This is a genomic window from Blastococcus litoris (assembly GCF_003075095.1).
Lineage (GTDB): Bacteria > Actinomycetota > Actinomycetes > Mycobacteriales > Geodermatophilaceae > Blastococcus_B > Blastococcus_B litoris.
Genome location: NZ_QCZF01000006.1, coordinates 136861 through 153654, shown reverse-complemented (window position 1 = coordinate 153654; position 16794 = coordinate 136861). Strand labels below are relative to the sequence as shown.

Genomic DNA, 16794 nt, shown 5'->3' with positions numbered 1-16794 from the left:
CCACAGCCCGTGGGTGGCGTCAGCGCAGGTGACGAGGGGGAGGACAGGGGATGACCGCCTCGTGTCCCCCGACGTCTCCACATGTCGACAGGCGTGAATCCACCGACTTGTCCACAAGTTGTGCAGATCGACGTGCACACGGGTGTTGGACCTGGCCCCCTCCCGCTCCATAACGTCCTCCCCAGCTGCCGCCGGGCACCGAATCTGTCAGTGCCCGGCGGTAGCAATCACCGAACAGATGTTCGGTCCGGCGGCGCCCGTCGAACTCCGGCTTCCCCACGGAGTGGTGGTGCGGGCGCGCCCTGCACGAGATGGAGGAACCCAGCGTGGCGGTGGCCGACGAACTCAGCCGGCCCTCAGCGACGGCGCCGGCCTACGACCGGCAGCCGCCGCAGGACATCCCCGCCGAGCAGTCGGTGCTCGGCGGCATGCTGCTCAGCAAGGACGCGATCGCCGACGTCGTCGAGGCGCTGCAGGGCCCCGACTTCTACCGGCCCGCGCACCAGATCATCTTCGACTGCATCCTCGACCTGTACGGCCGCGGCGAGCCGGCCGACGCGATCACCGTCGCGGCCGAGCTCAACCGCACCGACCAGCTGTCCAAGATGGGCGGCGCGGTCTACCTGCACACGCTGATCGCCTCGACGCCCACGGCGGCCAACGCGGGGTACTACGCCGCGATCGTCGCGGAGCAGGCCGTGCTGCGGCGGCTCGTCGAGGCGGGCACCCGGGTGGTCCAGCTCGGCTACGGCGCGGCCGGCGGCAAGGGCGACGTCGACGACATCGTCGACCGGGCGCAGCAGGAGATCTACGACGTCACCGAGAAGCGGATGAGCGAGGACTACTCGCGCCTCGAGGACATCCTGCAGCCGACGATGGACGAGCTGGACGCCATCGCCAGCCGCGGCGGGGTCAGCCGCGGGGTCCCGACCGGCATCCGGGACCTCGACGAGCTCACCAACGGCCTGCAGGCCGGCCAGATGGTCGTCATCGCCGCCCGTCCCGGTGTGGGCAAGTCGACGCTCGGCCTGGACATCGCGCGGTCGGCGTCGGTGAAGCACCACCTGCCGGCCGCCATCTTCTCGCTGGAGATGAGCAAGCACGAGATCACCATGCGTCTGCTGTCGGCGGAGGCCAAGGTGCCGCTGCACCACATGCGCGCGGGAACGCTGAGCGACGAGGACTGGTCGAAGCTCGCCCGGCGGATGGGCGAGATCGCGGACGCACCCCTCTACATCGACGACTCCCCGAACATGACGATGATGGAGATCCGGGCCAAGGCGCGGCGGCTCAAGCAGCGCAACGACCTCAAGCTCGTGGTCATCGACTACCTGCAGCTCATGACGTCCGGCAAGCGCGTGGAGAGCCGCCAGCAGGAGGTCTCGGAGTTCTCCCGTGCGCTCAAGCTGCTGGCCAAGGAGCTCGAGGTGCCGGTCATCGCCATGTCGCAGCTCAACCGTGGCTCCGAGCAGCGTCAGGACAAGAAGCCGATGCTGTCCGACCTCCGCGAGTCCGGCTCGATCGAGCAGGACGCCGACATGGTCATGATGATCCACCGCGAGGACATGTACGAGAAGGAGAGCCCGCGGGCGGGCGAGGCCGACATCATGCTGGTCAAGCACCGCAACGGCCCGACCGCGAACGTCACGGTCGCCTTCCAGGGCCACTACAGCCGCTTCGTGGACATGGCGAACTGACGTGGCCGCCGCCATCGCGCCGGGCAGCCTCGTGCTGGAGGTCAGCACGCGTGCTGCCGACTCACCGAGCCAGGAGCGGCTCGGCCGGATCGCCGGCATGCTCCGCGCCGCCGAGATGGCCGCGCACCCGTCAGCGGGCCGGCGCAGGCCGAGGACGTGACCGCGAGAGGTCCGGGACCACGAGGTCCCGGGCCTCTCCGGCCCCCGGCGGCGGCGAGAGAACTTCCGGCTGGAAGGACCCGGTGGTGAGACCCACGTCACGCTGAGCTAGGAAGAGGGTCCACCGAGTCATTGGAGACCCCGTGCCCCACTCCCTCTGGCGCCGCACCAGCGCATCCCTGGTCGGCGCCCTGGCCCTGACGCTCACCGTCACGGCCACCGCCTCACCCGCCCTCGCCGCTCCGGCCAAGGCCGAGCCGGTGTCGTTCTTCCCGACCGACTCGCTGACCGTCCCCGATGCCCGCCAGCTCACCGGCCGGCGCGTGGCGCTGCCCACCCAGAACTGCGGTCCGGTCATCACCTGCGGGCTGGTGCAGCGGCTGAACGAGCTCGACGGCTTCGACCTCGACCCGCGGCTGGCGATCACCTTCAGCTCGCCGGTCGACCCGGCGCAGATCGCGCAGCGGATCACCGTCCAGGAAACGCGGGGCGGCTGGCGCACCGGTGTCGACCGGGTCGTCCACGACCCGGCGACGAACACGATCTACGCCCACCCCGCCGAGCAGCTCGCGCCCGGCACCACCTACCGGCTCAGCGTCCAGGGCGGCCCGGCCAACAAGGCCGCCCGGGACACGTTCACGACGCTGAGCGCCACGGACGGCCTCCAGGACCTCACCCGCCAGATCCAGTTCGGCAGCCGGGCGCTGACGGCCGTCGGCGTGACGCCCGGCCTGACGATCGACGGCGTCTTCCCGGTCGCGGGGACCACGGTCGCGCTGCGCCCGGACCGTGGCACGCTCGCCCAGCCGGTCCAGCCCACCGCACAGCTCCCCGCGGACAGCCGGCTCGTGTTCGGTTCCTACCTCGCGCCGTCGTGGCTGCGGCAGGACGTCACGATCGCGCAGACGCCGACCCGGGACCTCGGCCCTGCCCCGGTGGCCGCCGCACGGCTGCCCTTCGTGGCCGTCCTCCCGCCCGGTCGGGCACCGGCCGGCGGCTGGCCGGTCGCGGTCTTCGGCCACGGGTTCACCGCATCCATGACGTCGGTCCTCCTCGCCGCGCCGGCGAACGCCCGCAGCGGGATCGCCACGATCGGGACGAACGTCGTCGGCCACGGCTTCGGGCCGGGCAGCACCTGGGAGATCACCACCGCCGGCGGCACCCGCAGCCTGCCCGCCTACGGCCGTGGCGTGGACCAGAACGGCGACGGCCAGATCGGCAACACCGAGGGCTCGTCGGCCACCGGCGACGCGGCAGCCATCTCCTCGCGGGACGCCCTGAGGCAGACCTCGGCGGACATCTCCACCCTGATCCGCACCCTGGGCGGCACCGACGTGGACGGCGACCGCACGCCGGATCTCTCCGGACAGGGCGTCACCTACTTCGGGCAGAGCTTCGGGGGCATCTACGCGACCCTGCTCACCGGTGCCGACCCGGCGGTGACCCGGTCGGTGCTGAACGTCCCCGGTGGTCCGATCACGGAGATCGCGCGGCTGTCGCCGTCGTTCCGCCTGCTCACCACGCAGGCCCTCCAGGCGGCCGGGCTGCTCAACAGCCAGGACGCGACCCGGGCGTTCTTCCAGGAGCAGCTCCCGTTGCGCGGGGAGGGCCCGGTCACCGCGACGGTCCCGGGGGCGCTGGCGATCCAGGACTACCTGGCGAGGTCGACGTGGTTGACCCGGTCGGGTAGCCCGGAGGCGTTCGCGCCGCTGATCCGGCCCGAGCGCGTGCTCGTCCAGGTCGCGTTCGGGGACCAGACGGTGCCGAACCCGACGTCGTACACGCTGGTCGACGCCGGTGAGCTGTGGTCGCGCACGAGCCTCTACCGCAACGACAGGGCGGTGACGCCGCTGGCGAACCCGCACTCGTTCCTGCTGGTGCTGACCAACCCGGCCGCGGCGCAGGGACAGGCCCAGGTGACGGCCTTCCTGGGCCGGGGAGAGGTCATCGACCCCGACGGCGCCGGTGCCGTGTGGGAGGTGCCCGTCGCCGACCCGGCGGTGCTGCTGCGGCTGAACTTCCCGCAGCCGGCGCTGCGTCCCTGAGACAGGTAGGGACGGCGACCCGAGGGGCCCAGGACCGCAGGTCCTGGGCCCCTCCGGGTTCCACGTGGAACGCGCCCGGTCCTGTCGGACCCCGGTGCGAGGGTGCGGGCATGAAGCTGCTGACCGCGACGCACGACACCCAGGGAGCCCGGGAGGGCGACTTCTGCTTCGCGATCGAGGGCGAGCTGGTCCTGCTCGGCTACGTCTGCCCGGAGGACGAGGCCGACCCCGACGGCGGCTGCGGCTGCGGTCGGGCCTTCTCCGGGATGAGCTCGATGCGGGCGACCACGACGGCCCTGGTGCGCGACCTCGACGTCTCGCCGGACGACGTCCGCATGGCCGTCGAGGGTTACCACGTCTCCGCCGGGATCGGTCCGGACGTGATCGGGGGGACGGAGTTCCAGGAGGTGGTCGCGGCGACGCTGGAGGACCTGGCGCAGATCGCGCAGCTGCCGGTCGGCGCCGTGGTCGGCCGGCGGCTGGACCACCTGACCTGGCGGTCGGAGCCCAGCGGGATCGCGGAGCAGTGAACGCAGCGAGGCCCGGAACCAGGACGGTTCCGGGCCTCGGCGGCTCGACGAGCTGCGGAACTAGGCGGCGACGCGCGACAGCTGGCGGCGGACCTGCTTGCCGCCGAACGTCATGCGGGCCAGCTTGACGACCTGCGCCGGCGCGTTCTTCGGCGTCGTCTCGGCCAGCCAGCCGTTGGGCAACGACAGCCGGATCACCTTGTGCCACGCGCTCGCGACCTGCTTGTACAGCGGGGCGGAGTGGTAGGTCAGGCCGTAGCGGTCGAAGACGTCCTTCACCCGCGGCGCGATCTCGGCGTACCGGTTGCTGGGGAGGTCGGGGAACAGGTGGTGCTCCACCTGGTGGCTCAGGTTCCCGGTCATGATGTGCATGGCCTTGCTGCCCGAGATGTTGGCCGAGCCGAGCATCTGGCGCAGGTACCACTCGCCGCGGGTCTCGCCGTCGATCGACTTCTTCTCGAAGGTCTCGACGCCCTCGGGGAAGTGGCCGCACATGATCACCGAGTGCGACCAGAGGTTGCGCACCACGTTGGCCGTGAAGTTCGCGGCCAGGGTGGGCAGGAACGAGGGGCCCGAGAGCACCGGGTGGACCAGGTAGTCCTTGGTGGCCTGGTTGCGGATCTTCTTCAGCACGTTCTTGGCGTCGGCCCGGAACTTCGGGTTCGCCCGGCGCTTCTTGGTCGCCAGGTTCTTGCCCAGCTCGAGGTCGTAGGCGGCGATCCCGTACTCGAAGAAGCAGGCGTTGATGAAGTTCCACAGCGGCTGCGCCAGGTACATCGGGTGCCACTTCTGGTCCTCGTCGACGCGCATGATGCCGTAGCCGAGGTCGTTGTCCTTGCCGATCACGTTCGTGTACGTGTGGTGCAGCTCGTTGTGCGAGTGCTTCCACTGCTCGGCCGGGCTGGCCATGTCCCACTCCCACGTCGTGGAGTGGATCTTCGGGTCGCGCATCCAGTCCCACTGGCCGTGCAGGATGTTGTGCCCGATCTCCATGTTCTCGAGGATCTTGGCGACCGAGAGGCCGACCGTCCCGACGACCCAGGCCGGCGGGAACATCGAGACCAGCAGGGCCGCGCGGCTGCCCAGCTCGAGCTTGCGCTGGACGTCGATGACGCGGCGGATGTACTTGGCGTCGTCCTCGCCCAGGCTGTCGCGCACCTCCTGGCGGATGGTGTCGAGCTCCTTGCCGATGATCTCGATGTCCTCGGCGGACAGGTGGGCGATCGGGTTCTCGGACTTCTTCTGGATCACGGTCACGGTGGTCTCCTCAGAGGTCAGTGGTCGATGTCGCAGGCGCCGGCGGCGGCGCTCACGCAGGTCTGGATGAGCACGCCGTCGCCGGGTGCGGCGACGGTCAGCTCGCCGTTGCGCAGGTCGCGCACGGCGCCCTCGCGCAACGGGAGGACGCAGCCGTAGCAGATGCCCATGCGGCAGCCGCTCGGCATGAGGACGCCGGCGTCCTCGGCGGCGTCGAGGATCGGGGTCGCCCCGTCGGCCTCGAGCGTGGTGCCGTTCTTCGTGAACGAGACCGTGCCGCCCTCGCCGGTGACGACGACCGAGGGGCGGAAGCGCTCGGTGTAGAGGCGGTCGGCGATACCGGCCTGCGCGAAGTGCTCCTCGAGGGCCTCGAGCATCCCGACCGGGCCGCAGGCCCAGGTGGCGCGCTCGTGCAGGTCGGGCACCAGGTCGGCGACGGAGCGGGCGTCGAGCATCCCGGCGGAGTCGGTGTGCTGCTCGATCAGGGTGATCCGGCCCTCGGCCGCCATCTGCCGCAGGTCGGCGCCGAAGACGACGTCGTCCGCTGTGGGCGCGGAGTGCACCAGGACGACATCGGTCAGCTCGGGGTGGTTGCGCAGGATGCCCATCACCGGGGTGATGCCGGAGCCGGCGGTGACGAACAACGCCTTCTCGGGACGGTCGTCGGGCAGGCAGAACTCACCGGCGGCCTGGTCGAGCTGCACGATGGTGCCGGGCTTCGCGCGGTGCACCAGGTGGTTGCTGACCTTGCCGCCCGGGATGGCCTTCACGGTGACGGAGATGCAGCCGTCGGTGCGGGTCAGGTCGGACGTCAGCGAGTAGGCCCGCCACTGGCGGACGCCGTTCACGTCGATCCCGATGCGGATGTACTGCCCCGGCTTGTGCGGGCGCCAGCTGCGACCGGGTCGGATGACGATCGTGGCGGCGTCGCGCGTCTCGGGGTGGATGGCCTCGATGCGTCCGCGCAGGTCGGCGCCCGACCGCAGCGGGTCGACGAGGTCGAGGTAGTCGCTGGGGAGCAGGGGGGTGGTCACCAGCTCGGCGAATTTGAGCAGCCGGTCGCGCAGGGCTCCCGATGATCGACCACGGCGCGGCGCAGCCGTGGTCGGACGCGGATCGGTGGTCGTCATGCACCTAGCTTTCCCAGCCCAGCGCGCAACTACCTGTGCCCCCGACGTGAATCGGCGGGTAGGTTCTGTTCCCTGCGAACAAGAGGGTGGAATGACCGACGACGAACTGAGCATCCCACCGGCCGCGGCCGAGGCGATCCGCGACGAGCTGCCGGCGGTGGCCGAGCAGACCGTCGCCGCGATCGTGGTCGAGGTGCCCAGCTACGCCGATGCGTTCAGCGGCGAGATGGGGCCCAAGATCGAGACCGCCGTCCAGCTGGCGCTGGGTGGTTTCCTCGTGCTGGCCTCGTCCGGTGGATCCACCGACGCCAGCACCCCGATCCAGCCGGCGCTGGACGGCGCCTACGCGCTCGGCCGCGGCGAGGCGCGCAGCGGCCGGTCGATGGACGCGCTGCTGGGCGCCTACCGCGTGGGCGCGCGCGTGTCCTGGCGGCACATGGCGGAGAGCGGGGTCCGGGCGGGCCTCACCGCCGAGCAGCTCGCGCGGTTCGCCGAGCTGGTGTTCGCCTACATCGACCAGCTCTCGGCGGCCAGCGTGGCCGGGCACAGCGACGAGCTGGCCACCACGGGGCGGGTCAGGGAGCGGTACCGCGAGCGGCTCGCCGACCAGCTGCTGGCCGGCGCACCGCGGCAGGAGCTGGATGCGGCGGCGGAACGAGCCGACTGGACGCCGCCGCGGACCCTGACGGCCGTGATCGTGCCCGAGGCCCGTGTCCGTGGGGCGCTGGCCTCGCTGGACCCCCGAACCCTGCGCTCCACTGCCGAGGTGCCGGCGCCGGAGTCCTCGGGCGAGATGGTGGCGCTGCTCGTGCCCGACGCGGAGGGACGGTCGCGACCGGCGCTGATGCGCTCGCTGGCGGAGTCGGAAGCGGTGGTCGGGCCCGCGCGACCGTGGGAGCAGGTCGGGGGTTCCTACACGCGAGCCTGCCGGGCCGCCCAGCTCGGGCTGGCCCCGGACGGCGTGGAGCCCGTGGACACAGAGGTGCGGCTGGCCGAGCTGGTGCTCCGCGCCGACGAGGGAGCGCTGGCCGACCTCCGCGCCCAGGCGCTGGCCCCGCTGGCAGATCTCGGCGACAGCGCCCGCGAGAAGCTCACCGAGACCCTGCGCGCGTGGCTGCTGCACCACGGCCGCCGGGAGGCGATCGCGGCGGAGCTGTTCGTGCACCCGCAGACGGTGCGCTACCGCATGGGGCAGCTGCGCGAGCTGTACGGCAAGCGGCTGGAGGACCCGCGCACGGTCCTGGAGCTCACGTTGGCCCTGGGCGTCCCGTCGCAGTCATGATCACCTCATGACCGTCGACCTCGCCGCGGCCGCGGACTTCCTGGCCGGCTCCGCCCGGGTCCTCGACCGGCGCCGGTTCGACCTGCTGTTCGGCGACGGCGGACCCGAGGCGGTGCTCGCCGCCGTCGACGGCTACCGCAACCCCGACGGCGGCTACGGGTGGGGGCTGGAGCCCGACCTGCGCTCGCGCACCAGCCAGCCCGGCGGCGCCCTGCACGCGCTCGAGGTGTTCGCCGATGTCGCCCCGCTGGTCTCCACCCGCGCCGTGCAGCTGTGCGACTGGCTCGACGCGGTGACCCTCCCGGACGGCGGCCTGCCGTTCGCGCTGCCGATACCCGACCCGGCCGCCTGCGCGCCGTTCTGGTCGGGGGCGGACAGCGGGACGTCCTCCCTGCAGATCACCGCCGTCGTCGCGGCGGTCGCCCACCGGGTCGCGGCGGCGGATCCGGCGGTGGCGGGCCACCCGTGGCTGGAACGGGCGACCGGGTACTGCCTGCGGGCCGTGCGGGACCTGGACGACGAGCCGCACGCCATGGTGCTCGCCTTCGCCGCGCAGCTGCTGGACGCGGCGGCCCCGTCGGTCCCCGAGGCGGGCACGCTGGTCGACGCCCTCCGGCCGCACGTGCCCGAGGACGGACTCCTGCACGTGACCGGCGGTGCCGACGACGAGTTCATGCGACCGCTGGATCTCGCGCCGCTCCCGGGTGGGCCGGCGCGCACGTTGTTCGCCGACGGGGTGGTCGAGGCCGAGCTCGAGCGGCTCGCGGCCGGCCAGCAGCCCGACGGCGGCTGGGCGGTGGACTTCGCCAGCTACTCCCCCGCCGCCGCCCTGGAGTGGCGCGGCCACCGCACCGTCCAGGCGCTGGTCCTGCTGCGCGCCAACGGTGTCCTCGGGTGACCGGGGCCCGATTCACGGCGGCCTGACACCCGACTCACAGGTTGCCGCCAGGTTCGCCCGACACGGTCGTCCCGAGTCCTTCCCGCGCGCGGGCGCCACTGGTCGGGGCTCCCCGCTCTCCGTCGGGCGCACGGCCGTCTCCGGATCGGCGGTCGTGCGCCCGGCGGGTCAGAACGGTGGAGGGTCGTCCGCTGGTATGTGCGGCGGTGGTTCGGGTGGTCGCAGGCCCGGTGGCCGGGTGGTGCGGGTGATCCCGGACGGGCTGGTCACGTGCAGGGTGCCGTCGGCGTCCATGCGGAAGACCCAGCCGCGGGCGAAGGTCTTCAGCCGGTGGTGCGAGCGGCACGCGCAGCACAGGTTCGAGCAGGCCGTCGCGCCGCCCCGGGCGTGCTCGACCACGTGGTCGAGGTCGGCCCAGCCGACCCGCTGCCCGCAGTTGGGGAACCTGCAGCGGCGGTCCCGGGTCTTCACGAACCGCCGTTGGGCGGCCGTGGGCTCGTAGGCGTCGGTGGCCGGCGGCGCGTCCAGCACCGGGCACCGGCAGTCGGCGCCCGTCTGGCCGTCGGCGTCCGAGTGCTCGGGGCAGCCCCGCGTCGCCCGACGGTCGAGTTCGGCGGCGGAGAGGGCTGCGAGCAGCTGCCCGTTCTGGTCGGTGATCGCGACCGTCAGCGACCCGCCCTCCGGCGTGGTCAGGCCGAGCGCGCCGAGCCGGCGGAGCAGTTCGCGCAGGTGGGCAGCGGTGACCGGGAAGCCGTTGACCTCCCCGCCCCGGGCGCTGGAGCCCTCCAGACCGTCGAGGGCTGCGGTGACACTCAGGTCGACAGTGACCCCGGGCAGGCCGGAGTCCGCCGGCCGCAGGATCAACATGGAGTGGATCGAGGACCGGATCTCGCCGATCGGGCGCGGATCACCGTCGGCCTTCGCCATCGTCGCCAGCTGGTCGATCACGTCGTAGCAGGCGGCCGCCTCGTCGGCGGTCATGTCGGTGGTCAGGCTGGCCATGCCGTCGCCGGTGCCGTAGGCGCGCACGTCGGCGGCCCGCTGCGCCTGCCGCCGCCGCTCGTCCATCGCGGTGGCGTCGAGCTCGGCCAGCAGTTCCAGCGCCCGTGCCCGCAGCCGGGCCGGGGACAGGTCGCCCGCCTCGGGCAGCAGCCCCGCCTCCACCGCACGAGCCAGGTCGGGCGTGGTGTGCTGCAGCGCGTCGGCGAGCACCCCAGCCCGGCGCTCGTCGATCTCGCCGCAGTGCAGCGCGGCGAACGTCGCCGGGAGGTTGTCACGCCAGGTGTAGGCGCGCCGGGCACGGAACGCGGCCGTGCCGCGGCCGAGGTTGAGCGCGAGCGCGACCTCGTCGGGGAAGAACTCGCTCACCCCGGGGAACTCCGGGTCGGTTCGCCGCCAGGTGCGGCTGCGCCCACCGCGGCTGCCGGGGGGAGGGTCGTCCGTGTCGGGGCGCAGTTCGGCCAGACGGAGGATGAGGTCGGCTTCGCGTGCGGCGTCCCGCGCCCGGTTGCGCTCTATCCGCGCCAGTTCGGCGGTGACCTCCCCGTCGCCCAGTGATGTCAGGGGCCGCTGCAGCTCGGGCTCCGGTCGGCCGCGCAGCCAGTCGCTCACCAGGCTCTCGAACCTGGACGACGCCTGCATCCGCTGCATGAGGAGAACATACGTTCGACCAGTGACACTTTTCGGGGAAGGTCCAGGTCGCGGGCCAGTCGGGTCACAGCGGACGCCGTCATCGGCAACCCCGAGCGGTCCGCACGGGGACCGACGGACGAAAGGAGCAGACCCATGGACGACGTGGACCAGCAGCCCGCCCGCCGCGAACGGATCGGCGGCCACGCCTGGGTGCGCACGTTGGGCCTGGTCGCCGGCGGCACCCTGAGCGACGGCGCGACGGCGCGACGGCGCGACGGCACGACGACCGACGAGGACGCGACCACCGGCGGGGCGTCGAGCAGCGACCCGGCCGTCCAGGCCCCGGCTCGCGAACACCGGATGTCGCGCGGTCCGCCCCATGCCCCCAGGGTGGGCCGCGCGACGCCCGGTCAGGCCGGGCGGAGGACGGCCACCAGGAAGTCGGACTCCGGCCCGAAGGGACGCAGGTCCCAGGTGGACAGCAGCAGGTCGGGTGCCCAGCCGGCGGACCGGGCGTCAGCCAGGAAGTCGTCGAACTCGTAGCCCCGGCCGGCGCCGAACCCGATCGCCGCCCGTCCCCCCGGCCGCACGTGGGCGCGCATGCGGCGCAGCACCTCGGTCCGGGTGGACTCGGCCAGGAAGGTCACCACGTTCCCGGCGCACACGACGACGTCGAACGGCTCGTCGATCCCCGCGGCCGGGAGGTCGAGCTCCGCCAGGTCGCCCACCAGCCACCGGGCCCCCGGGTGCAGCCGCTCGGCCTCGGCGACGAGCACCGGGTCGCCGTCCACACCGACGACCTCGTGCCCCACCGACGCCAGGAAGCCGCCGATCCGGCCCGTTCCCGAGCCGGCGTCCAGCACCCGCGCGCCCCGGGGCAGCATCGCGTCGACCATCCGAGCCTCCCCGACCAGGTCGTGGCCGGCGGCGGCGAGGTCGCGGAAGCGCTGCACGTACGCGGTGGAGTGGTCCGGGTTCTCGGTCGTCATCCGCGTCCACGCGCTGGGTTCGGTCACGGTCCGGTTCTACACCGGGCCCACGAGCACCCCGGGGTTGAGGACCTCCGCCGGGTCGAGCGCCGCCTTGGCCGCCCGCAGCGCGACGGCGAACGGCTCCGGCCGCTGCCGGTCGTAGCCGGGGCGGTGGTCGCGGCCGACCGCGTGGTGGTGGGTGATCGTCGCCCGGAGCCGCCCGAGCACCTCGGTCGACGCCGTCTTCACCTCGTCCCACATGGCCACCTCCGATCCGGGCCGGCCGGCGGCGATCACCGTGAAGTAGGGCGCCGGTCCGTCGGGGTACACGTGCGTGAACCGGCAGTTGACCAGCCCGTCGGCCCCCGTCACCTCGCGCACGGCGGCGCCGACCTCCGCCCGCACGGTGGCGTAGAGCTCCTCGGCCCGGTCCCAGGTGCACGCCGTCTCGAAGGTCTCGACGACCGCGCTCATCCGGGCCATCCCGTCCCGGACGTACGGCATGCGCAGGAACGCCGAGCGCCACGTGTCGGCGGCCGACCCGCGGCTGCCCTCCTCCACCGTGCCGCCGGCGTCCTGCGCCAGGGCGGTGAGCTCCGCCAGCCGGCTCTCCACCGGGTGCACGGCCGACTCCACGCCCAGGACCAGCACGGGCGAGCCCGCCGACGCCCCCGACATGGCGGCCTCGCCGGGGTCGAGCAGGCGGCAGTTCGCCGGGTGCAGACCCGACTGCGCGATGGCCCGGACGGCGGCCGTGGCGGCCGTCATGTCCGCGAACGTCACCGACGCCGAGGCCTTGGACCGGGGCCGGTCCTGCAACCGCATCCAGGCCTCGGTGATGACGCCGAGCGTGCCCTCCGAGCCGAGGAACAGCCGGTCCGGTGAGGGGCCCGCCCCGGAGCCGGGCAGCCGCCAGGACTCGCTGACGCCGATCGGCGTGACCACCCGCATCGACTCGACGAGGTCGTCGATGTGCGTGTGCAGGGTCGCGTAGTGCCCGCCCGCCCGCGTGGCCAGCCACCCGCCGAGGGTGGAGAACTCGAAGCTCTGCGGGAAGTGCCGCAGCGTCAGCCCGTGCGGGCGCAGCTGCGCCTCCAGCACCGGTCCGAGCGCGCCACCCTGGATGCGGGCTGCCCGGCTCACCGGGTCGATCTCCAGCACGCGGTCCAGCCCGGTGAGGTCCATCGACACCCAGGGCCGGTCACCGCGGTACTCCACGCCGCCCACGACCGAGCTGCCGCCGCCGAAGGGGACGACGACGGTCCCCGCCGACGCCGCCCAGTCGAGCAGCCGCACCACGTCGTCCTCCGTGGCCGGGTGCGCCACCGCGTCGGGGGCGCCCCTCAGGTCGCCCGACAGGGCACGGACGACGTCCCGGTAGGCCTTGCCGTACGTGTGCGCCGCCCGGTCCGCCGGGTCGGTGGTCAGGGGGAGCGTGGACGGCGGGCCGACCCGGGGCGCCGGTAGTTCGAGGTCGGCCACGCGGGGCACCGGGCGCGGGCGGTCGGGCAGGCCGGGGATCATCGCCGCCAGGGCCGCGCACTCGTCGTCCGGCAGGGCGCGGTCGGTCGTTCCCCAACCCCACCAGGAACGTTCGGCGGCGATCACTCGGGGATCCTCCAGTCCGGCGGGTCGGCGGCGTGCAGCAGCGGGTCGTCGGCGGCCAGTGTGCGCACCGGGCCGGGAGCGGTCCGCGGGCCCTCGAAGCGGACGGTGACCCGGCCGAGCCCGCGTCCCCACACCCAGCCGGCCCCGAGCTCCTCGTGGCGCACGTCCTGCCCCGGCCACCAGCGCGTCTCGGCCGGTTCCAGCGGCGGCTCGGCGGCCGGCTCGGGGTCCGCCGTGCCGGCGGCGAGGACGTCGGGGGCGTCGGCGGGGTCCTCCTCGGCGAACAGGTCGCCCTGCGCGTACACCGACAGCCCCGAGACCCCGACGCCGAGCAGCCGCAGACCGCCGTGCGTGCCGGCCTCGCCCAGCAGCCGCCGGGCCGTGGTCGCGATGGTGCGGACGTCGTCGGTCGGCTGGGGCAGGGTCTGCGAGCGGGTGAGCGTGGTGAAGTCGTAGCGCCGCAGCTTCAGCGTCACCGTCCGCCCCGACACCGACGACTTCCGCAGCCGCTCCCCCACCCGCGCGGCCATCGAGTCGATCTCCCGCCCCAGGACGTCGAGGTCGGTGAGGTCCCGCTCGAACGTCTCCTCGTGCGAGACCGACTTTGCCTCCCGGTCTGCGACGACGGGGCGGTCGTCCTCCGCCCGCGCGAGCGCGTGCAGCCCGGCGCCGTGCGCGCGGCCGGCCAGGGCGACCAGGTCGGCCAGGGACTTGGCGGCCAGGTCGCCGACGGTCTTCACGCCCACCTGGTGCAGCCGCTCGGCCGTCGCCGGGCCGACCCCGCCCAGCCGGGTGACCGGCAGCGGGTGCAGGACGTCGAGCTCGCGGCCGGGCGGGACGACGACCAGCCCGTCGGGCTTCTGCAGGTCCGACCCGATCTTCGCCATGAGCTTCGACGTCCCGATGCCCACCGACCCCGTCACTCCCCCGGTGGCCGCCGCGATCCGCTCCTTGAGCCGCCGCCCGATCTCCGTCACGCCCTCCACCGACAGGTCGTGCCCGTCACCGGCCGCCAGGTCCACGTACGCCTCGTCCAGCGAGGCGGGCTCGACCAGCGGGGACAGCTCGCGCAGCAGGGCCATGACGACGTCGGAGGTCCGCCGGTAGGCGGCGAACCGCCCGCCGAGGAACGCCGTCCCGGCCGGGCAGCGCCGCCGGGCCTCGGCCGTGGACATGGCCGAGCGGGCGCCGTAGGCGCGCGCCTCGTAGGACGCCGTGGCGACGACGCCGCGGCCGCCGACGCCGCCGACGACCACCGGCCGGCCGCGCAGGGAGGGCTTGTCCCGTTGCTCGACCGCGGCGAAGAAGGCATCGAGGTCGAGGTGCAGCACGCTCGCCTCCCGCCGCATGCCCCCGATGATCGCCCGTGCCACCGACCGGCCGCGCCGCGGCCCCGCGTCACCCGACTGTGGATTTCCTTGCCGCGGCCGTGCCGGAACTGGGAGGCTGCGGCCACCAAGATCGACGAGGAGGACGCGCGGAGTGGCAACGGTCTTCCTCGTCGTCGGCGCGCTCGGCCTGCTCGTGCTCCTCGTCTCGCTGTTCGTCGGCGAGATCGGTGAGCTGGGGCTGGGCGACGTCGACGCGGACGGGCCCTTCTCGGTGCCGGCGATCGCCGCGCTCCTCGGCGGGATCGGCTTCGGGGGAGCGGCCGCGGTGAGCCTCCTCCCGGACGGCCTGCCCGACGCCGCGGCGGCCCTGCTGGCGCTGGCCGCGGGTCTCGTGGTCGCCGTCCCCCTGGCCTGGGGCGCGATCCGCCTCACGCGGGCGCTGAAGGACATGCCGACGCAGGCCACGCTGACCCGCGACGACCTCGCCGGCACGCAGGGCGTCGTCGTCTCGGCCGTGCCGAGCGCGGGCTTCGGCGAGGTCCGGCTCGCGCTGGCCGGCCAGCACCTCAAGTTCGCCGCCCGCAGCGACCTGCCGCTGCCCGCCGGCACCCCCGTCTACGTCGTCGAGGCGCTCAGCGACACCTCGGTGCACGTCGTCTCGACCGCTCCGCACCCCCTGCCCGAGCCCGGAGGAACCCCATGACGCTGCTCTACGCCATCGGCGGCATCGCCGTCCTGGTCATCCTGCTGGTCCTCCTGGTCCTGTCGCGGATCAAGGTCGCCGGGCCGAACCAGGCGTTCCTCGTGACCGGGCGCCAGGGGCGCCAGATCACCGACGCCTCGGGCGTGGTGTCCCGGGACAGCTCCGGCCAGAAGGTGGTCATGGGCGCGAGCGTCTTCGTGCTCCCCGTGGTGCAGAAGCTGCACACGATGGACCTCTCCAGCCGCCGGATCCCGGTCGGCATCCGCGGGGCGGTCTCCAAGCAGGGCGTGAAGTGCGACCTCGAGGGCGTGGCGATCGTCAAGGTCGGCGGGACGGAGAGCTCCATCCGCGCCGCCGCGCAGCGCTTCCTCAACCAGCAGGAGGGGATCGACACCTTCACCTCGGAGGTGCTCGCCGGTGCCCTGCGCTCGATCGTCGGCCGGCTGACGATCGAGGAGATCATCCGCGACCGCGCGGCCTTCGCCTCCGCCGTCGCCGAGGAGGCCGAGTCCTCGCTCACCGGGCAGGGGCTGGTGCTCGACACCTTCCAGCTCCAGGACATCCAGGCCGAGGGCTCCTACCTGGCCGACCTCGGCCGCCCGGAGGCGGCGCGGGTGCTCAAGGAGGCCAGCATCGCCGAGGCGCGGGCCCGTCAGGCCGCGCAGCAGGAGCAGCTGCTCGCCGACGAGGCGATCGCGGTCGCGCAGCGCCAGCTCGCCCTGCGGCAGGCCGAGATCACCGCCGAGACCGACGCCGCCAAGGCCCGCGCCGCCGCGGCCGGCCCGCTGGCGCAGGCCGCGCAGGACCAGGCGGTGCTCATGGAGCAGGAGAAGGTCGCGGAGCGGACGGCGGCGCTGACCGAGCGCCAGCTGGACACCCAGGTCCGGCGGCCCGCGGACGCCGAGCGCTACCGCGTCGAGCAGGAGGCCGAGGGCCGCAAGAACTCCGCCATCCTCACCGCCGAGGCCCAGCGCCAGGCCACCATCGCTGCCGCCCAGGCCGCCGCCGAGCAGGCGAAGCTCTCCGGTGAGGGCGAGCGGGCCCGCCGCTCGGCGCTCGCCGAGGCCGAGGCCATCGAGGGCGCCAAGCGCGGTGAGGCGGAGAAGCTGCGCCGCCAGGCAGTCGCCGACGCCGTCGAGCGCGAGGGTGCCGCCGAGGCGGCCGCGATCCTGGCCCGCGGTCAGGCCGAGGCCGAGGCGCTGGACGCCCGGTCGGACGCCTTCGCCAAGTACGGTGAGGCAGCCATCCTCGAGATGCTGGTCAAGGTGCTGCCCGACGTCGTCGGCGCGGCCGCGGCCCCCCTGTCGTCGGTGGACAAGATGACCGTCATCTCCTCCGACGGCGCCGGCGCGATCGGGAAGTCCGTGGCCGCCAACGTCGCCCAGGGGCTCCAGCTCTCCGGCGACCTCACCGGCATCGATGTCGCGGCGCTGCTGCGCCGCCTCAGCGGCAGCACGGCGAGCACCGTCGACGGCGTCACCCGCGTCCCCATCTCGTCGGACGGCGACGCGGCGGCGCAGAACGGGCACGCCTGACCCGACGGCGCGGGCC

14 protein-coding genes are annotated in these 16794 nt (G+C 73.6%); 8 read left to right on the top strand and 6 right to left on the bottom strand.

Features of this window, described 5'->3' with window-relative positions:
* Positions 1 to 326: 326 nt before the first annotated feature.
* From dnaB to DCS98_RS14300, 4 genes are all read left to right on the top strand, one after another.
* A complete protein-coding gene (gene dnaB / locus DCS98_RS14305) occupies positions 327 to 1697 on the top strand; it encodes a replicative DNA helicase (protein ID WP_206340273.1) in 1371 nt (456 codons plus the stop codon).
* A 1-nt stretch (position 1698) separates the two neighbouring features.
* A complete protein-coding gene (locus DCS98_RS23060; protein ID WP_164704572.1) occupies positions 1699 to 1857 on the top strand; it encodes a hypothetical protein in 159 nt (52 codons plus the stop codon).
* 142 nt (positions 1858 to 1999) lie between these two features.
* Complete coding sequence (locus DCS98_RS23360) at positions 2000 to 3901, top strand: Ig-like domain-containing protein (RefSeq protein ID WP_206340272.1); 1902 nt, start codon at positions 2000 to 2002, stop codon at positions 3899 to 3901.
* Between the two features lie 110 nt (positions 3902 to 4011).
* The gene (locus tag DCS98_RS14300) at positions 4012 to 4431 is read left to right on the top strand and encodes a DUF7715 family protein (RefSeq protein WP_116452045.1); all 420 of its coding nucleotides are present in this window, start codon (positions 4012 to 4014) and stop codon (positions 4429 to 4431) included.
* Between the two features lie 60 nt (positions 4432 to 4491).
* Here the strand turns inward: DCS98_RS14300 and DCS98_RS14295 are convergent, their stop codons facing one another.
* Together DCS98_RS14295 and DCS98_RS14290 are read right to left on the bottom strand one after the other, a co-directional pair.
* Positions 4492 to 5688, bottom strand: coding sequence for a fatty acid desaturase family protein (locus tag DCS98_RS14295; protein ID WP_116452044.1), 1197 nt, complete (start codon positions 5686 to 5688; stop codon positions 4492 to 4494).
* A 17-nt stretch (positions 5689 to 5705) separates the two neighbouring features.
* On the bottom strand, positions 5706 to 6818 hold the full coding sequence (locus DCS98_RS14290) for a ferredoxin reductase (protein WP_116452043.1): 1113 nt from the start codon (positions 6816 to 6818) through the stop codon (positions 5706 to 5708).
* Positions 6819 to 6909: 91 nt separating this feature from the next.
* Here DCS98_RS14290 and DCS98_RS14285 point away from each other — a divergent pair, with 91 nt between their 5' ends.
* Positions 6910 to 8100 (top strand): PucR family transcriptional regulator, encoded by a 1191-nt coding sequence (locus tag DCS98_RS14285; RefSeq protein ID WP_116452042.1) that lies wholly within the window; start codon positions 6910 to 6912, stop codon positions 8098 to 8100.
* Between the two features lie 7 nt (positions 8101 to 8107).
* Entirely contained in the window at positions 8108 to 8998 is an 891-nt protein-coding gene (locus DCS98_RS14280) for a hypothetical protein (protein ID WP_116452041.1), read from the top strand.
* Positions 8999 to 9166: 168 nt separating this feature from the next.
* Here DCS98_RS14280 and DCS98_RS14275 read toward each other — a convergent pair whose 3' ends face one another.
* The 4 genes from DCS98_RS14275 to DCS98_RS14260 all read right to left on the bottom strand — a co-directional run bounded on the left by DCS98_RS14275 (position 9167) and on the right by DCS98_RS14260 (position 14558).
* On the bottom strand, positions 9167 to 10648 hold the full coding sequence (locus DCS98_RS14275; RefSeq protein WP_116452040.1) for an HNH endonuclease signature motif containing protein: 1482 nt from the start codon (positions 10646 to 10648) through the stop codon (positions 9167 to 9169).
* A 392-nt stretch (positions 10649 to 11040) separates the two neighbouring features.
* Complete coding sequence (locus tag DCS98_RS14270) at positions 11041 to 11646, bottom strand: class I SAM-dependent methyltransferase (protein WP_206340271.1); 606 nt, start codon at positions 11644 to 11646, stop codon at positions 11041 to 11043.
* Positions 11647 to 11655: 9 nt separating this feature from the next.
* Positions 11656 to 13209: an FAD-binding oxidoreductase gene (locus DCS98_RS14265; protein ID WP_206340270.1), complete on the bottom strand. Its 1554-nt coding sequence runs from the start codon at positions 13207 to 13209 to the stop codon at positions 11656 to 11658.
* Entirely contained in the window at positions 13206 to 14558 is a 1353-nt protein-coding gene (locus DCS98_RS14260) for a DNA polymerase IV (protein WP_116452259.1), read from the bottom strand. Before DCS98_RS14260 ends, DCS98_RS14265 begins: the two co-directional genes overlap by 4 nt.
* A gap of 133 nt (positions 14559 to 14691) precedes the next feature.
* Here DCS98_RS14260 and DCS98_RS14255 point away from each other — a divergent pair, with 133 nt between their 5' ends.
* The gene (locus DCS98_RS14255; RefSeq protein ID WP_116452038.1) at positions 14692 to 15243 is read left to right on the top strand and encodes a hypothetical protein; all 552 of its coding nucleotides are present in this window, start codon (positions 14692 to 14694) and stop codon (positions 15241 to 15243) included.
* Entirely contained in the window at positions 15240 to 16778 is a 1539-nt protein-coding gene (locus DCS98_RS14250) for a flotillin family protein (protein WP_116452037.1), read from the top strand. Before DCS98_RS14255 ends, DCS98_RS14250 begins: the two co-directional genes overlap by 4 nt.
* Positions 16779 to 16794: the final 16 nt, after the last annotated feature.